This is a genomic window from Paenibacillus sp. J22FR5, from assembly GCF_059691975.1.
The window spans coordinates 80,589-98,052 of the sequence record NZ_JCAUAN010000013.1 but is presented as its reverse complement, the minus strand read 5'-3'; the positions used below and the strand labels follow the sequence as shown (position 1 = coordinate 98,052).

The window sequence follows — 17,464 nt, the reverse complement described above, 5'->3', positions numbered from 1 at the left end:
TTTGCAAGTTTTTACAAGTTATTTTTTAAGGAGATCCGCTACTTCTGCTGTGATCTGATCCCCGCCCTGAGCCTTCCAATCTTTAACAAACTTATCAAATGAATCGATTGGCGCTTGGCCTAGGATGATTTTTAGTACAGTCTCATCCTCCATCTTTTTCAAATTTGCCCATTTGGTCTCCATCGTTGGCGTTTGGTTATAGGTTACGCTGAATACTTTTTTATTGATCGGTATCGTTGAAAATGGACGGTCGCCAATCATGAGCGAATATAGACGCTGGAAATCGCCGAAGTTTGTCTTGTCGAAGTTGCTGACATTCAGGTTATCGAATGGCGGTTTAATGACATTTTGTACTTTCTTCGCATCCGCATACATCAGCTTATACAAGCTGTTAGGCACATTGTAATCTTCCGGTTTCTTCTGCCCGTTCAATACTTTGAGAAGTTCGGTATACTCGTACTCGGTCTCATTGGCAGCCGCCATCACGTTACGCAGCGGATACCAGGCCACAGCGACGGATAAATTGAAAGAAGCCTCATCGCGAACAAGCGCGTTATTCATAATGAGAATAGCTTTGACGACATCCGGCTTCGCGTTTTTACTGATAAGCGTATACGTGCTGCCAGTAGTCTTCATATGGGTATTCCATTTGCCATCATCGGAATAAACAGGATAGGCTTGCCAGTTGGCATTTGGATCGTTTTTGAAGGAATCGCCGTTTCCGTATCCGCCATTCCACCACGGACCAAAGAATATACCCGCTTTGTTGGCATTGATCGGATCCCCTACATTGTCTCGGGTACCAACCTCAGGGTCTATAAGTCCCTTTTTATACCAATCAGCCAGAAAAGCAAGCGTCTTCTTGGTATTGTCCGTAGTCGTCCCGTAGGTGACTGAGCCGTTTCCATTGTCCAGCCAGTAGCCCGGATAAGCATCTAAAGCGCCGAATAACGGATCGAATCCACCCATGTTGTTGGAAGAAACAAGGAAAGTAGCGTAAGGAAACGTATTCTTTGACGGGCCGGCAATGCCGATTGTTTTGTCCCCGCCCATACGGTTATCGATGAACGCTTTAGCTGTTTTCTCGATGTCTCCAACCGTCTTTGGAACCGGCAAATTCAGCTTATCCAACCAGTCTTTGCGTATCCACATGATGTGAACGCCATCGGTATCGACCGTAATATTGGGGAGAGATACCATTTTGCCTTTGTAGCTTGCGTTCTCCAACGCTCGCCCTTGTGTGCTTGCCATAATATCCTTTACTTGAGAAGATGCATTCTGGTTGAACATATCGGTGATATCGTACAGCAGTCCCGAACTGGCGGCTTTCGTCATAAAGGATCGATCGTCAACAACCATGCCGTCCGGAAGTTTACCCGATGCAATGGAGAGGCTGACCTTCTGCTTATAGTCATTGCCAGTTGCAGCCGTCCAATCAACGATAATGTTGATATTGTACTTCTCCTTCAGATAGCGGGTATATTGGTTATTACCTACACTGTCACCTTGCGGCAACGTTTTGTCTGTCGGATCCACAACCATGCCGATATGAACATCGACAGGAGATGCAAATTTGGAAAATGCTGCATCATCTCCAGTTGTTGCTTGTGTAGAACTCAATGTTGGAGACGCTTTCACTTCTGGTGTTGAAGAAGCTTTCACATCAGAAGTTGAAGGCGCCTTCGTTTCGCTTGAATCTTTCGTAGAAGTACAAGCTGCCATGCTTGAAGCAAGCAATGTTGTCAGGAGAACGCTTACAAGTTTTCTTTTCAACCTAATCCCTCCCTTGTATCCTTTCGCCTTTATTATACATGTAAGGTTTAGATAAAGAGTCTGAAGGATGTCTCGTGTTTATGAGGAACTTTTTCATTTAGGGGGGTATTTGTTCGATTATCTGTGATCAATTCTCCCTATTGAATTGTGCCCGAAATTCGGATGGCAGCAACCGCGTCTGCTCGTAAAAAATCTGCGAAAAGTACTTGGCGTCGCCATACCCGACAGCATTGGCAATCCATGTCACCGACCGATTCGTTTCGCATAAGAGCCGCTCAGCAGCACGGATCCGCTCTTGCCTGAGATAATCGTTGAATGTCAACCCTGTTAACTTTTTAAAGCATTGGCAAAAATAGCTCCGGCTCATATTCACATGTTCGGCAACATTTTCTGCATGCAGCGTTTCAGCCGTATGCTGGTGAATGAACAGCACCGCCTTGAGCATGCAAATCATCGTTTTCGTTAAATCTGTTGACTTTGTTACCTGCGAATAAATTAATATCCGGTAGCGGCGAATCCATTCTACCGCCGTCCGGATGTCATCGATTTCAGACCAGAACCCCGTATCAAGCTGAGCTGCGATCTCAACTTGCGAGATCACACGCATGAATAACGCTTCAAGACGGCGAACTGAACGATTCGACTCAATCGTTTGCGTGCATAATTGCTGGAATATAGCATCGTTATACAACCAGTAAAGCGAATGCCAATCTTGTTCGAGCTTGCGCCATTGCTCATCATCTCGACCGTTCTCATCTCTAAAAATATCATGTTGGACAGGCACGGTGGATCCGGTTTTCGGTACATGCTGAGGAAATTCGTCAGCTAGCTTATGCCGGATACGTTTGAGAATTTGCTCGTCATCCTCCAACTCCAGACGCACTTTGGAAATATAATCGAGAACCCCCAATCGGTAAGCTTTTTGCACATTTTCAAAATCTTCATGAAACGTAAGCATAACGGAACGCAAACTCGGGTGCTTTATTCGTGCTGCCTGAATCAGTTCTATGCCTGACATCACGGGCATGGAGAGGTCGACAAACATGAGATCCACGGCATGCTGCGCCAGAAATTCCAATGCTTTTGCGCCATTAGCCGCTTCTCCAGCTACAATCATGCCATGCTCGGACCATGGCATGATTGAAATCAATCCTTTTCGCGCGAGTTTATCATCATCGACAACTAAAACACGGATCATATCTGTTTCTCCTTTCAATAGGGGAGATACATGATAACCGTTGTACCATGATACGGAGTGCTTTCAATATGCAGACGCGCTCTGTCACCGTAAAACGCTTCCAACATAGACCGCACATATCGCAGACCGATCCCCCGGCCCGTCTGCTGTTGATCAGGCGATTCACGCTGCAGCAGCGCAAGCGTCTCCTCGCTAAGTCCCTTTCCGTCATCGCGAATCATAATTTTGATGATACGAGCTATTTCGTCAGGCGAAATGCGCACCTCCAGCTTGCCGTGTTCATCAAGGCCATGACAGACGGCATTCTCTACAACAGGTTGAAGGATAAACCGGGCGACAGGACTATCGAGATAGCTGCCCTCAGGAATATCCAAATTCACTTCGAAATCGTATCGCATTTGCTGCAGATCAAGATAGGCGCGCATGACCTTTGTTTCTGTTCGGAGCGTAGCCGTTTCCTGGGTTTTCCCTAAATTGTAACTAAGCAAAAAAATCAACGTTGAAACGAACTTGTCGATTTCAGGCTGCCGATGCATGACAGCCAGCCAACGTACCGAATTAAGCGTATTCATTAAAAAATGGGGGTTTATCTGATATGCGAGTTTCTCTATTTCCAACTGATGCCGTCGTTTTTCCTTGTGTTCAACATCGATAATCAATTGCTGAATTTGTTGCTTCATTTTATTAAACTGGTCAAATAGCTTGTCAAATTCGGAAATGCCTGTACGATATTGCATCGCGCCCATGTGCCCTCTTCCGAGCGCTACCATTTCCGATTCGAACACGCGCAACGGTCTATTGATCAGACGCAGCAGCAGCAAAGCGATCGATAAAAGAATGATAAGAGCGATTCCCAATATTAACAACATATGATTTTTCCAAGTGTAAAATTCGTGGTTATAGCTCTCCACGGGTAGCAGAAGAGCGATATGATAACCGTAATCGCTAACTAGCTGATCCCAAATGTGACCTCTCGTTATGCCTGAACTCCCTTCAAGACTTAAGTTCTGTCCAAGAGAAAAAACACTAGGATTGCTGCTGTATGTAACCTGCCCCTCTTGATCGCTCAAAATCAGCACATACGGCAAATTTAAACTGGATGAAAGTTTACTAATGTCCGTCGCGATATCGGACTTAGCCTCGACATAAATCACTTGCTTCGTACCGTCAGAAAAAGCGATTTCTCTCGTCACCGAAACGACCTGATCATCACTAAATCTGCAAAGCGATAAATGTGGCGATTGATATTTGATGCTCTCGTTGCCAGCCACATTAGGCAAGGATTGCATTGTAAAATCTTCACGCAGTGGCAGATTTGAATAAAGGGGGTGCTTGTCCTCGGGGTTATAGTACATCACCAGCTCCATGGCCGGGTTAGAAAATGAGATCAGTCCGATATTGTTCGATACGCTAAGCGAAAGTTGAAATCTCTTGTAAAGATCGTCAGTGGAGAAATACGTATCCATGAGGTTGCCGACATTGCCTTGAGGTGTCATTTGCTGTGTTACCTGGAGCAGATTATAATAAACTTGCGTGAGCTTCATAGATTGCTGGTACAAATCGAAGGCCATGTTCGTTTTAATTTTGTTTTGCTGCATCGTGTTAATAGCATTGTACGAAACAGCCGCCATTAAAATGGAACAACCTAGAAAACTCGATACCAGAGTAACGACAATTCGTTTCCTAAGCGAAGAAGTACCGAAAGGGTTACGCAACAATCTAACAAGACCTGCCTTAATACGAATAGCTTTCACAGTCAAAGGATTAATCCATCTATTGCTGCGCACGCTCACCACCCCATTGTTGAAATACCTTTGGCAAGATAAACCTCCATATAGAGCCTTTTACTTCATCGTTATGAGTATTCGATACAGGTTGTATATATCCTTCTGGACCAGTGTGAAACATGCACGTATGTTGAAAAGTTGAAAATAAAAAGGAAGAACCTTTGCCCTTCCCCTCATAGCTTCACCTAGAAGGGCGGCCATACTGGGGCCGCACACCTGATTTACCCATCGATTAAATCGCTTCCTGTCTTTTCATAATATACGTTGATAATAATATAAACACGATCACATAGGCAGCTAATATAAGTGCACCATTCCAGTCTATTGCCGTTCCACCAACCAAATTCCAAGCCCCTTGCCCCAATCGGTAGGTCGGTGTGAATTTAGCAATCGTTTGCATTGTACTAGACATAGAAGCTGACGGAAACCAAAGACCACCCAAAATTGAAAGCCCCATGTATAACATTAGCGCAAGAACCTGGACTGCATCAGCATTTTTGATTGAACCAAGCAACGTGCCTAACGCCATGAACGAGAATCCGCCAATCCAGATCCAAAGCCCACTTTCTATCCAAACCGTAGAAGATAAATGAATTCCCTTACCAAGACCGCCAATAATAAACATCAGTAAAACAATAGCTAAGTTAATCAAGCCTTGCGCCACCACTTTAGAAAGGATGTACGATCCAGAAGGGAGCGGTGTAATTTTCAGCATGCGGATCCAGCCTTGTGAACGCTCTTTAGAAATTCTTTGAGCAAACGAAGTTAAACCCGCACCTACCACACCATAAACCGTCATCGACATGAGATAATAAGAAGCCCAATCCGTACCATTTACTTTCGTACCACTATCCATTGTACTGGTAAAAAGAAAAAAGAAGGCAACCGGCATAACCACCGAGAAAAAAACAAACCGTTTATTCCGTATCGTCCTCAAAAGCTCCGCTTTACATTGGGCTATTGTCGCTTTAAGTTTTGTATTCATCCTAAACTGCTCCTTTTAATTCATTTGTAATTTGAACGAGTGCTTGGAAGGCATCTTCCAGACCGCCGCTTTGAATTTCAATGTCACGCATGTCGATATTCTTTTCTATTAGCGCAACAATCAATCGATCCGTATCACTGCTTGCCAGCTTAACTCTGCGTCCACTCCACTCCACGTTCGCAACTCCCGGAACAACTCGCAAAGTTTCTGTTGTAACGGATGCCCCAGCTGTAAACGAGATGACGCGCCCTGTTGTTCCAGCTTTAATCTCACTCGGCGTACCATCGGCCACTAGCTTACCGCTATTGATAACGACAATGCGATCAGCTAAATTGTCCGCTTCTTCTAAGTAATGAGTCGTTAATACAACCGTCCGACCTCTTCCAGCCATTGCACGAATCGTATCCCAAAAAAGCTGACGCGAAGTAATATCCATCCCCACCGTTGGCTCATCGAGAAAAATAATTTCCGGATCTCCTGCAGCTGCTAATGCGAATCCTAACCTGCGCTGCTGTCCACCCGATAACGATACCGCCATTTTATTCTTCTCCGCTTCTAATCCAGAGATATGGAGCAGCTGCTCCAGCGAAAGTGGATTTGAATAATAATTGCGAAATAAATTGATCGTCTCCGCAACCTTCAGATTATCGATTACACTTACATCCTGCAGCATCGCGCCAATTCGATTGCGCACCTTGATATCACGCGGATCTTCTCCGAGCAACTTGATTTTCCCACTTGTCGGTTGCTGCAAACCAAGAATCATCGATATGGTTGTTGTTTTTCCCGCTCCATTGGGACCAAGCAGCGCCAATACCGTTCCGCTTTCCACATTCAATGACAAATCATCGACTGCCTTTTTCCCTTTATAATCCTTCGTTACATGATCCAATTGAATGGCTAATTTTTTCATAAAACTCACTCCTCCTATGATTTTCTTCTCTTCACCTTGCTGTCTGTAAACATCTTACCGCACATGCTAAATAACGAATACGCACATCCGAATTCAGTTCACAAAACGGGAATCGGATCAAGTTCATATCACCGCCAATTGACAAGAACTTCACCTTCCCAATTGTTAAACACTAAAGTATTTTACGGCCACATTCATCCCACCATAACGGAATAATCCACTTTAACGATTGCCATAAATTCCATACTTTAACTATAATGGGGAAAGGAACTTCGATACCTTATAAGGAGTAATGACATTTGCACAATATATTACATAAGACGCTTGCGGTTTTATTGACAGTTGTAGTCGTTGGCCAGACCCTCCCTTCGGCCTCTTACGCTGCATCTCATTCGACGGAATACCTTGACTTGGACAGCAAAAATAAGGCCTGGTATTACGATACTCTTGTATGGGGTGTTAATGAGGGGATCATCAACGGCTATGAAGAAAACGGAGAAAAGCTGCTTCTCCCTCAACGGGCGGTTACCGAAGCTGAGTTTCTCTCCATGTTGCTACGATTTTACCCTCAGACAAAAAAGTCAGTTGAGCACCTCGTCCCCTCCAATGCAAAGAATTGGAGTGATGCGTATTATGCTGCGGCCGCGCTTTATTCAATCCCGGTACAGGGTGGTAGAATCCCTGCCACCCGCTCGCTTCCCGTCAAGCGTGGACAAGTCGCCCAAATGATTGCATCAACATTCGGCAACGTTTACTCGGTGTCGGAAGCTATTAAATTTCTCTTTCAAAAAGGCCTGGCCGAAGGTCGTTCAGGTCAGACGATAGTCGGTTTCGAACCAGACGGCACACTTACCCGCGCCGAAGCGGTTCGTTTTCTCGAGAAAGTGGCTGTCAAAGGAGGAAAGGAACGGTTCCTCCCTCCCGCCGAATCCATCACCGCCACTCGATCAGTTGAAGAGAGCCCAGAAACGGCACTATCGCGATTCGGCATTTACTATGGAACGCCGAGCCTTGTCAATGATGCCGCGGGGAACCTCGAAAAGGCGGTTCAAGCGTTCGAACCTTTCGATCTGCTTATTCTTGGAGACGGCGTGGAGCACCCGGGTTATTGGGATTGGGAAAGATCCTCTAAGGTAGTCGCGACCCTCGTTCAGGAAGGCAAGCAAATATTCGGGTACGTTGATCTTGGCGTAAAAACCAGCAACCATTCTTACGAGCAGATGGAAAATGACGTCGATGAGTGGAAGCGGCTAGGGGCATACGGAATCTATCTCGATAATGCCGGTTATGATTTTGACGTTACACGCGAAAGACAGAATCATATGATCGACTACATTCATCAAAGAGGGCTTCGTGTATTCATGGGGGCTTGGAATCCGGACGATGTGAATGGCGACTACGATGAGAAAGGCCGCCTCTCACCTTCTCGGGTCAAGTCCGGTGATTGGTATTTATCCGAGAGCTGGTTATTCAGCAAGGGCACTTTTATGCCCGTTGACCTATGGCTGGAGAAAACAGCGAAATGTGACTTTTACCAGGAAACGAAAGGGATCCGTACTGCGGCCGTTTCAACCGTTCCCGCCGGTTCCGCCCGAGCGGAGGACGGATCCGGCGAAGCCTTTGCTTATGCGTGGTGGGCCGCTGCAATGCACGGATTCCCTTTCCAATGGACAGATTTCTATTTTTCCGCCGATCGGAATACCCTGATTCATTACAAAGATTTGTTTTCCGGTTGGGCCCAGCTAGCCCCGCAGCAGCCAATCACCCTCTCCGGTACGGAAACGGTGGCTCGAACTCGTCTAGGAGTCGTTTTTCTGGATGGAGATGGTGCTAGCTTTGGTCGTGGAGCACTTCTTCGGCAACAATCGGAATCGATTTCTCTACCATCAATAAACGAAAATATGGAGGGTTGGACGAAACAATCCGCCTTTGAGCAAAGTGAGGGTGGCAGTCTAAAGGTGATAGGTACAACCGATAGTCTCCATTTGTTACTCGAAACCGGGGTGGCGCCGGGTAAGGGGCAGTTGTACATTCGCACGGATGCATGGTCAGATAACGGCTATCTTGTTGCACCATGGCAGAAGTTCCGGGCGGATTATTTACTTGAAGGTAACCGGCTTTACCATTATAGCGGTAACGGCGATGACTGGAAGTGGTCGTTAATCAAAACATTGAATGCCCCGGAATACACTACGAAAGCGAATGGCAAGATAGTGGAGATCAGGCTAGATTTTACCGACTTGTCTCTTGAGCCTGGACAAATCCATCTCCTTCAAATGTCTTATTTAGGAGATGATCGGACCGAAACTGCAATCCCCGCTGCTGGTGGAGATATTCCAATTTATTTTTTAACGCAATAGACGGCTTCCATTCCTGGCTCTTTGACTGTAGTTTTTTCTAGAAGTCACTTAACTGAGGGCGCCTTTCCGATTTATTCCAGTAAACTGTCTGCAAGTGGAGAGAGAGTGCCGTTCAATCCTGCGGGAACCTGGTTGTGTTTGATAATTAGGAGATCGTTATTCGGCGCGCTCTTAGTACCCAAATAGAACTGGAAAATGATTGATATCTTACAAGTAGTCTTATACACGACCCATTTCCACTAAGATTAAATCGTTTTCCCGTACATAAAATGGCTTCAACTGAAATAACACAAGCACAATCATTGATTAGTCAAGCTCAATCGACACTGCAAGCTTCTTCTCAACAATCTATGTGAATTAAAAAATTATAATGCCGTCATTTACTGTGTTTGTAGGTTAACTAAAGAGATAACGTTCTCTATAGAAATAGTTTTCAAGCCAACTCAACAGCATATTTCAGAAGTTAATTAGAACGATATTAAAAAAGACTGGTGGGAACAAAGTACGTTCCTTCAGTCTTTAATTTTTAGTCAACATAGAAGCTGCATTGATTGAACTACTTTCTGCCTCACTAGGAGCCCTCCAGTTCAATACGGTTTCTAGCATAGTTTTCAACTGCTCAGCCTTGTGAAGTTCCGGCTTGGCCTTTACCAATATGAATTCATCTCGGATATACTGGATAAAATCATTTTGCAAACGCTCAAGCTGCTCTCCGGTTAAAATATATGTATATGCTAGAACGGATTCGTACGTATAATACCATTCCCTGTCTTCAAGGAACGTAAAGGATGTACGCTGATACCACTCTTTTACATAAGCTTTTAATGCGGTAGTAATGAGCTCATTGTTTCCTGACATCGAGGACAGTCGATCCGAAGAAATCAGGTTTCTATAGCTGATCATATTACCTGCAGAATGCGTATGGGGAAGCCCGCAAAACCTGATGAGATGATCCAGTATCTCGATATATGCTTCCTCTCCAGCACGCTTAGGATTAAACTGGCACCTGACCGCCGCATGTGCGATGCCTTTGAGCAGCGAAAGCGCTTCTGCCACTTCTTTTTTGTCGGGATTACCTTCAAAAAACAAGCTTTGCTTCCCTGCTCGAATTTCTGCCCGGTCTATTGCATCGTGGAGTTCATCCTCGAGTTGATCTCTGCTAAACGTCGCCCATTGATCAATATGATTGGCGATTTCCGATCGCATACCAAATTCTCTTCGGATGATGCTAATGATGTTGACCCCGCCGCTGCCGTTAACAGCAAGAAATATTTCATGTAGAAACCTTTCCAGGTTTTTTGCCTTTTTAACAGCGCTCATGATCTCACCCGGAATTGTATAAACGGTCTCTGCCTCGTTTCGTTTGAGTGCGGCGATAAGCTGCGTTAGCTCTGAGAGTAGTGTATGCTGCATCCCTAGTCCAACCTTCCATTCATCTCGCTTCTCACATCCAGCAACCCTTGTTTTATTGAACAAAGGAATCGTTTCTTAGCCAAGACCCGCCTTCATCAGTTCTTCGGTAACACATCGTTGCATCTTGTAGTGCCCCCCTTGCTGCTTCCTCCAGTGTGGCATAACGGTTTTCCATTGCAACTAAAAGACCGGCATTGTCTGCACCTCTGTAATAGTGACTGAGCTCATAAAAGTAATTCCCCTCCCGATTCTTAAGGATGTGAATTCCAATATAGATGCCATCGATTCTAGCCTTTAAACATTGGACGACCTCGTGAACGGATTCAATATCCGTATGAACATTCTCGAGTTCGGATAAATTTAACATGCTCTATGCCTCCACGTCATCATGTTTATCACTATTTGGTACTATAACCAAAAACTTTAAATCATATGTAAGAAATTGGATTATTTTGAGAATTGAAAAAAAACGAAAACCCGCATTATGCGGGTCATTATACATGCGCTATTCCTCTTCATCTTTTTTCCGTTCCCAATAACTTCCCTCACCAAAGTAATCCTGACAAACTTTATCAAGGGTCTGCAGCGTATCAATAAATCCTTTTAAATCACACGTATGAAAAGTATCTTTTAGTTCACGATTTTCTTCTGTAACTGAATATACGTGAATTTCTGTACAACCATCCCATCTAACATTAACATCAAAAAGCTTATCATCGGTTTCCAGTTCTAGAGCTACAGTTCCACCATCTTCATCTCTTTTATGTTCTGTTTTTATAATCCACAATATAAATCACCACCTTTTGGTATATGATTGCCAAAAGAGGAACCTTTTAAAAGCAATTGTTTACAAGTGATTGACCACTTACGCTTTTCCTTACTTTAATATTCTCCTTTAATTACAAAAAACGAGCCCCGAATTGTTCCGGCTATTTTAGACTTCTGCCTAGCAAACTTAAACTTCTCTTCTAACTCCTTTGACTTCTACTAACTTTGATCCAGCTTTCCCCCGATTCCAGCCAAATCTGCCACAATAGCCATAACTAACTCATTAGGAAGGCTCGCTTGCGGAATGCCTGCCAGTTGCTTGAGCGATAAGCCTGCGCCCATGCTTACCGTAGGATTAGTTGAGATTCCAGGCATATATTTTTCCAATACCGCAGCTGCGGCTTCATTAGCCAGCAACATGCCAAGTGGGGTATTTTCACTGAAGGTCATGGATAATTACTTTGTGTTGTCCTTATTCATATCATTGTTAGCAAGACCTAAACGTATATATTGCTCTTCGGGTGTTTCACTTGCAGCCATAAGCTCCTTCAATAAAACAATCATGTTTTCTTCAACTTCCTTATTTTGCAAAGGGGACTGCTGTAACGGGTCATTTGATACGTCAAACAATAACGTGCCAAACGAATGTGAAAGGTTAAAGCTTGTAGCTGGCACTTTTAGGGTTCGAACATGGTGTCCTTCCACAAATCAAGCTCGTCCATCAGATCGAGCACTTTCCCTAAGTACGCGTCACACATACTCAGTAACGCTGCATATTCAAACCGGACATGATCAACGACTTCTTTGGTCTCCTTTACGGGAGCATAGGGCGGCCAATCGAGATGTTTCCCCTGGTACTCATGCGGGTATAAATCCTTGTATTTCTGCGGTGCAAAAAATGGTTCGTGTGGGTCGAACGTCTCCATCTGAACGAACCAGCGGTCTTCCATAACATTTTTTCGGATAAATTCCATACCCTTTTCTATGGTCTGAGCCTGCGGAAAGTCAGCTTCATCCCGGATATATTGGCGGTTCACAAAGTCTTGACGAATATGCGAAAGCACATTTTCCATCTCGGCCATTGCTGGATGCTCTGGTTCGGCGATCTGCCCTTTCCAGGGATCTCCTTCCTGGCCGCGTATAAATTCGAACGAATTGTACCTTGTGTGATAAGCTCCTCCGCCATCTTCCCAATAATGTAGATGGTCCGTTACAAGGTGCGTATAAACTCCGCTTTTTTTCAGCAACTCGGGCATGGAGTCGTCAAACGGTTCCAACGGCCCCCAACTGCGGTGAAGGAAATTATGCCTCCCCGTGTGAATCTCTCTGCGAGCTGGCATACAGGGCATACTCCCTACATACGCACGATCAAACATAACCGTTCTCTCCGCTAACCTTTGAAAGTTTGGAGCATGAACCCAATCGCAACCATAGGGTGGTAACATATGTCGATTTAATGTGTCAAACATAAGCATAATAGCCTTCATGTTTTAGTTCCTCTCTATTATTGAATTATTTTGATTTTCGAATAATTCATTCATATATTCGCGGCGCAGAGGAAACCCATATTGCCTGTAAGCTATCCGACGTATTCCAGCTGCGCGCTGTCCCCCGATACCTGTTTCAGTACGACTTATGACAAAGGTAATAACCTTCGAGCATGATACGCCTTGTCCCATTAAGCGGGTCTATCGGTTCAAGCTGGTTCACCTCCAGATGGAACGTCGGATGGAACCTATCGGAGTACTACTCCCACACCTTATCTGAAAAGACAAAGCCCTCCGGTATCCGACGCAAATCGCGGAGTACATGGCAATTGGACCGGGTAAAATGCCTGCGATGGCGAATTACTCATGACAACCGCAATGGCACAGCCGCGATCATTATTTTTTCTGGCTATTTTTTCCCCTCTCGATGTTTAGTTTGACTTGCACTTTTATTATAGTTCGTTTCAAAATTGTTCCGATATAGCGCAAAACAAACTTTGCATTTCGTAATCTAAACATATAAAGAAAAAATCATGATGACGGACGGGGCATGACAGAAGATGAGATTCGAACGATTCAAACCAAAATCGTTGGAAAGCCTCTTGTTTCTTCACTATTACTTTATCAACACCCGCGGCCTTCAGCTTTGCTCTCAACTCCGGCAGCTTTTCGGCCGGTGAATAGAAAAAAGTAAGCACTACATGCAGTGGGGCTGCTTGCTTTTGCGTTACATAACCATCGCGATCTACACATAGATATGAGGATATACTTTCCAGAAGGGTTGTTGATATATGACTATGGACGATTGGATTCCGTTAACTCCCATTGAGAATATGGCACAAACGGATTATGACGTGCTGATCGTTGGCAGCGGTGCGGGAGGGGGAGCCGCTCTTTGGAGAATTTGCCAGCACTTAAGTAAAAATGAAAAAAGAATCGGAGTGATTGAAGCGGGTTCTCTGTTATTGCCGACACATGGACGGAATATCCCGACTATGAATGATGAGCGTTTTGTTCAATACTTTAATAATCCAATACATACGGAGTACATCGGGAAGTTATGGCCCTCTTATCCAGGAGCAAGAATAGTAAGAGCGCTTGGTGGAAGAACGCTCCAATGGTACTTGCTATCACCTCGTTTAACCCCCGATAGATTCTTGTCCTGGCCAATTTCCTATGAACAAATGGTTCCTTATTATCTGATCGCCGAACAAATCATGAATGTAACTTCAGGATATGCCGCGGGCTCTTCGATTCAGCAAATTCTGCTTAACCGGCTTCGCTCTAGCGGATTTCACGATGCAACAGATACCCCCATGGCGGTTGATTTGGAACCTACCAAGTATGGCCAGGTTCATTCGAATGTTTTCTTCAGTTCGATTCTCTTTTTGTCTTATGCTTTGAATATAAGACCCTTCGATTTGGCAGTTAACACGCGGGCTGTCAAAGTGCTGACAGATCGAGGGAAAGCCGTTGGCGTTATGGTCATGACCCCGGATAAGAAAACCTATAAGATAAGAGCCAAAACCGTGATCCTCTCCTGCGGCACATGGGAGACACCGCGGCTTCTTCTTGCTTCCGGCATTCAAGGGCCTGCTATCGGGCACTATCTGGTTAATCATATGAAAGTCACAGCCGATGCCAAAGCGAACCGCAACCAATTTGGCGAAGTAGCAGGCGTTGCCAATATCTGGATTCCAATTCCTAAGGATAAGAGGCAGGTCATTTATGGTTTTGGAACTTCTCCTTTTGACTATTTTTGGTACGATTATGAAGAGAAGCCGCTCTTGGACGAACTGAAATTCCGATTTTTCTGCATTGGAACCATTGAACCGCAATATGCAAATCGCGTATACCTTTTACCAGATACACAGGATGAATATGGTGTTCCACGGATGCAAGTGGATTTTGCCTATAGCAATCAGGACCGGGCGTTGATTAATGAAATGTTCCGCTCTATGCGAAGTGCAGTAACCAGTATGAAACTGGATTGGGAAAGTCAGCCTAGGCAGATTGCGCCAGGGGAAGATAACCATGAGTGCGGAACCTGCCGGATGGGCGTTGATCCCGAGACGTCGGCAACCAACCCCTATGGTCAAATCCACGGTATAAGCGGTCTGTTTGTGGCTGATAACAGTGTGGTACGTCTGAGCGGGCCTGCCAATCCGACTTTGACTACCGTGGCATTGGCGATTCGTACCGCAGATTATATCAACAGTCAAATGTTGTAATCGGGATGTGGATGACAGCAGAAAGGACAGACGAATTATTTTCGGCCTGCCCTTTCCTTCTCATATGCATGGCTTCGATTCCTTCCATTGACCTTAACGTCAATCATAGTGCCCAACACAACCTCCCCCTATCGAAATCTCCGGCTGATATAATCCGCTGTACGGATGGCCAAAGCAACCGTCGTTAATGTAGGATTCGTAGCAGGTAAGGTAGGCAAAGCGCTGTTATCCGCCACAAATAAACCTGACACGCCGAAGACTTCACCGAATCTGTTCGTTACTGCTTCCTCCGGATTATTGCCCATCCGGCACGTTCCCGATGCATGGCCGTCGCTTCCCGGCAGTCCCAGCGTAATCAGTTCTTGCCTTTCATTCAGAGAAACCAGTCTCATGCCGGCGGCATCTGCCGCCTGCAGCATCGTCTGCGCCATTTGATGAATAACGGCATAATCTTTTTCACTATAATTGAAATGAATTTGCAGCTCCGGAATTCCGTATTTGTCACGCATATCGGGACTAAGGGTAACTCGGTTTTCGAACCGCGGCTCGACCTTTCCATACCCGGTCATATAGCTGATAAGCTCATTTTGAAGCGGCTGTACTAGATATTGATAATCAAAATATGGCATAGGTCCCCCCATCTGCAATTGAAACGGACGTCCCTCCGATTGAGGGATGAGAGCCGACAACCCCCCCATTAATTCCGGAAACTCCGCTCTATTAAACACACCTACTGAGGACAGGGCAGAATGAGAGGTGAGATAGTGGCCGATATTCCTATGGAGTCCGGAGTTCAATAAAATACGTGGGGTTTCGAATGTGCCCGCCGATAAAACGACCGTCTTCGCCCGAATGAAGTGTGATTTCTTGTCGGAACCTATAACCTCCACGCCTCCGACTTTGCCATGAGCGTACAAAACCTTCGCGGCATGCGCTTTAATGGCAATATCAATCTGCCTTAGATTCAAAGCTATCGCCAAAAATGTAATTGAGCTGAAATAGACGTTCGAATTTACTACTCCATCATGGCTGGCTTTCCAGTTTGTTGCAAACGGTAAATGGTCCGCCTCCATGAACCCCCGTTCGCGAAGCCGTTTCAGGACAATGGACGTGAAGTATTTTCCTTCCGGAAAATCTGTATTGACATTCATGATTTCTTCCGCGATGTTATAATACATATGCAGTTCTTTTAACGGAATCGGCCATTGGGCAAGCTCCGACGACAACATGCGGGGAGCAGCGGTACCCCAAAGCAGCGTTTTGCCGCCGATTGCATATAGGATCTTTGCACCGGGCATTCCGGATGGTTGGATGCCTACAGGCTTGACATATTTAGGATTGGAGTAAATTTGAAAATGTAATCTTATAGTGTCGCCGATCGTAGGAATGTTAATGGCATGTGTCGCCAGGAAGAGGCCTCCGGCTTCTACTACGCCGATGCGCTTTCCGTTTGCCCTCCATTGCTCACACAACCGCCACAGAACAGCGCCTCCGCCTGCACCTGTACCGACGATCAGCACATCATATTCGGTTTGCTCCATCTGCTCCAGTGAAACCAGCGGAATCCATGGATAGGATCCATAACTGTCCAATGTATTGTTCGGCAATTTTCCCTCTCCTTAAGAACGGATAATCAACCATTCATTAAAAACAAAGCATGTAATACTTTTATTCTTGAGGATCAAAAAGAGGAATAAAATCCCGATGATTTAGTTTCGACTGGGGAATTTAACAAGACTCCTATGCTTCGCCTATGGATTTCAAATAATCAATGCTGTTTTTTGCGCTCTCCAAAGGATGTGGGCCGGGTTCCAATTCTACGAAATAATAGTGAACACCGATTTCCTTCATCACACGAAACACCGAAGGCCAGTCGATCGCGCCGCCCCCGACATCTGTAAAGTTACCGCTCTGATCCACATCTTTCACATGAACAATCGGAGTTACGCCTCTGTACTTCTTTAGTGTTGCAATGGGGTCCAAACCTGCCTTTTTTACCCAGCCCAAATCCAATTCTAATTGCAATAAATCGCTACCTACCCCCGAAAGAATTTGATCAACGATGCTAACTCCGTTCATTAGTTTAAATTCGACATCGTGCGGATGATACAGCAGCCGCATTCCTCGACGCTTTACTTCCTTGCCGATCCTGCGCATGAAAGAAATGGTCGCTTGAAGCGCCGCCTTGTTTGCGAACCTTTCCTTTAATAAAGGGATAACGATGTAACGAGCGCCGATCGTTTGGGCGTAATCAAGTTGATTCTGCAAATCTTTCTCCAATTGAATGTCAATTACATGTGCGGATATGAGATTTAACCCTGCACGATGCAACATACTTCGTAATTCTGGAGCTGGAAGATTCAGATAACTCCAACTGACCGTCTCTACTAATTTATATCCCATTTCCGCCACTTTCTTAAGCGTACCGAAATAATCCTCCTGGGTCTCCTTAAATACCGAGTATAGCTGTAGTCCCGAAGGAAATTCGGACTTCTCATGCATTTCATTACCGTATTTTATAAATCGCATCCATCTCACCCTATCTCAGT

Annotated in this window: 16 protein-coding genes and 1 pseudogene; 2 read left to right on the top strand and 15 right to left on the bottom strand. The window is 45.1% G+C overall.

Going from position 1 to position 17,464, the window contains the following annotated elements:
- Window positions 1-18 precede the first annotated feature (18 nt).
- The 5 genes from AC58P7_RS17970 to AC58P7_RS17950 all read right to left on the bottom strand — a co-directional run bounded on the left by AC58P7_RS17970 (window position 19) and on the right by AC58P7_RS17950 (window position 6,656).
- The gene (locus tag AC58P7_RS17970; protein ID WP_497345186.1) at window positions 19-1,773 is read right to left on the bottom strand and encodes an extracellular solute-binding protein; all 1,755 of its coding nucleotides are present in this window, start codon (window positions 1,771-1,773) and stop codon (window positions 19-21) included.
- A 127-nt stretch (window positions 1,774-1,900) separates the two neighbouring features.
- The gene (locus AC58P7_RS17965) at window positions 1,901-2,971 is read right to left on the bottom strand and encodes a response regulator (RefSeq protein ID WP_497345184.1); all 1,071 of its coding nucleotides are present in this window, start codon (window positions 2,969-2,971) and stop codon (window positions 1,901-1,903) included.
- A 14-nt stretch (window positions 2,972-2,985) separates the two neighbouring features.
- Window positions 2,986-4,758 carry a sensor histidine kinase gene (locus tag AC58P7_RS17960; protein WP_497345182.1) on the bottom strand — a complete coding sequence of 591 codons (1,773 nt, stop codon included), beginning with the start codon at window positions 4,756-4,758 and terminating at the stop codon, window positions 2,986-2,988.
- Window positions 4,759-4,990: 232 nt separating this feature from the next.
- Entirely contained in the window at window positions 4,991-5,743 is a 753-nt protein-coding gene (locus AC58P7_RS17955; protein WP_497345180.1) for an ABC transporter permease, read from the bottom strand.
- Window position 5,744: 1 nt separating this feature from the next.
- Entirely contained in the window at window positions 5,745-6,656 is a 912-nt protein-coding gene (locus AC58P7_RS17950; protein WP_497345178.1) for an ABC transporter ATP-binding protein, read from the bottom strand.
- A gap of 299 nt (window positions 6,657-6,955) precedes the next feature.
- On the opposite strand from AC58P7_RS17950, the gene AC58P7_RS17945 reads away from it, so the two are divergent.
- Window positions 6,956-9,016: an S-layer homology domain-containing protein gene (locus AC58P7_RS17945; protein ID WP_497345176.1), complete on the top strand. Its 2,061-nt coding sequence runs from the start codon at window positions 6,956-6,958 to the stop codon at window positions 9,014-9,016.
- Window positions 9,017-9,535: 519 nt separating this feature from the next.
- On the opposite strand, the gene AC58P7_RS17940 is transcribed toward AC58P7_RS17945, so the two are convergent.
- The 8 genes and pseudogenes from AC58P7_RS17940 to AC58P7_RS17905 form a co-directional block, all read right to left on the bottom strand.
- A complete protein-coding gene (locus AC58P7_RS17940) occupies window positions 9,536-10,492 on the bottom strand; it encodes a hypothetical protein (protein ID WP_497345174.1) in 957 nt (318 codons plus the stop codon).
- Window positions 10,482-10,796: a hypothetical protein gene (locus AC58P7_RS17935; protein ID WP_497345172.1), complete on the bottom strand. Its 315-nt coding sequence runs from the start codon at window positions 10,794-10,796 to the stop codon at window positions 10,482-10,484. The genes AC58P7_RS17940 and AC58P7_RS17935 overlap by 11 nt, the downstream gene beginning before the upstream one ends.
- 138 nt (window positions 10,797-10,934) lie before the next feature.
- Window positions 10,935-11,216, bottom strand: a complete 282-nt coding sequence (locus tag AC58P7_RS17930; RefSeq protein ID WP_497345170.1) for a hypothetical protein — start codon at window positions 11,214-11,216, stop codon at window positions 10,935-10,937.
- A gap of 95 nt (window positions 11,217-11,311) precedes the next feature.
- Window positions 11,312-11,407 (bottom strand): annotated as a pseudogene (locus AC58P7_RS17925) (DUF8821 family protein); the annotation flags it as partial.
- A gap of 9 nt (window positions 11,408-11,416) precedes the next feature.
- Window positions 11,417-11,647 (bottom strand): hypothetical protein, encoded by a 231-nt coding sequence (locus AC58P7_RS17920; protein ID WP_497345168.1) that lies wholly within the window; start codon window positions 11,645-11,647, stop codon window positions 11,417-11,419.
- A gap of 6 nt (window positions 11,648-11,653) precedes the next feature.
- A complete protein-coding gene (locus AC58P7_RS17915) occupies window positions 11,654-11,872 on the bottom strand; it encodes a hypothetical protein (protein ID WP_497345166.1) in 219 nt (72 codons plus the stop codon).
- 2 nt (window positions 11,873-11,874) lie between these two features.
- Window positions 11,875-12,642 carry a sulfatase gene (locus tag AC58P7_RS17910; protein WP_497345164.1) on the bottom strand — a complete coding sequence of 256 codons (768 nt, stop codon included), beginning with the start codon at window positions 12,640-12,642 and terminating at the stop codon, window positions 11,875-11,877.
- Window positions 12,643-13,148: 506 nt separating this feature from the next.
- Entirely contained in the window at window positions 13,149-13,382 is a 234-nt protein-coding gene (locus AC58P7_RS17905; protein ID WP_497345162.1) for a DUF3502 domain-containing protein, read from the bottom strand.
- Between the two features lie 99 nt (window positions 13,383-13,481).
- On the opposite strand from AC58P7_RS17905, the gene AC58P7_RS17900 reads away from it, so the two are divergent.
- On the top strand, window positions 13,482-14,915 hold the full coding sequence (locus AC58P7_RS17900) for a GMC oxidoreductase (protein WP_497345160.1): 1,434 nt from the start codon (window positions 13,482-13,484) through the stop codon (window positions 14,913-14,915).
- A 128-nt stretch (window positions 14,916-15,043) separates the two neighbouring features.
- Here the strand turns inward: AC58P7_RS17900 and AC58P7_RS17895 are convergent, their stop codons facing one another.
- Window positions 15,044-16,522 (bottom strand): GMC oxidoreductase, encoded by a 1,479-nt coding sequence (locus AC58P7_RS17895; RefSeq protein WP_497345158.1) that lies wholly within the window; start codon window positions 16,520-16,522, stop codon window positions 15,044-15,046.
- 133 nt (window positions 16,523-16,655) lie between these two features.
- On the bottom strand, window positions 16,656-17,444 hold the full coding sequence (locus AC58P7_RS17890) for a sugar phosphate isomerase/epimerase family protein (RefSeq protein ID WP_497345156.1): 789 nt from the start codon (window positions 17,442-17,444) through the stop codon (window positions 16,656-16,658).
- Between the last annotated feature and the right edge of the window lie 20 nt (window positions 17,445-17,464).

Coding starts and splice junctions, on each gene's coding strand:
- AC58P7_RS17890 (WP_497345156.1), bottom strand. CDS start 17,444: ATGCGATTTATAAAATACGGTAATGAAATGCATGAGAAGTCCGAATTT.
- AC58P7_RS17920 (WP_497345168.1), bottom strand. CDS start 11,647: ATGACCTTCAGTGAAAATACCCCACTTGGCATGTTGCTGGCTAATGAA.
- AC58P7_RS17950 (WP_497345178.1), bottom strand. CDS start 6,656: ATGAAAAAATTAGCCATTCAATTGGATCATGTAACGAAGGATTATAAA.
- AC58P7_RS17910 (WP_497345164.1), bottom strand. CDS start 12,642: ATGTTACCACCCTATGGTTGCGATTGGGTTCATGCTCCAAACTTTCAA.
- AC58P7_RS17955 (WP_497345180.1), bottom strand. CDS start 5,743: ATGAATACAAAACTTAAAGCGACAATAGCCCAATGTAAAGCGGAGCTT.
- AC58P7_RS17900 (WP_497345160.1), top strand. CDS start 13,482: ATGGACGATTGGATTCCGTTAACTCCCATTGAGAATATGGCACAAACG.
- AC58P7_RS17935 (WP_497345172.1), bottom strand. CDS start 10,796: ATGTTAAATTTATCCGAACTCGAGAATGTTCATACGGATATTGAATCC.
- AC58P7_RS17965 (WP_497345184.1), bottom strand. CDS start 2,971: ATGATCCGTGTTTTAGTTGTCGATGATGATAAACTCGCGCGAAAAGGA.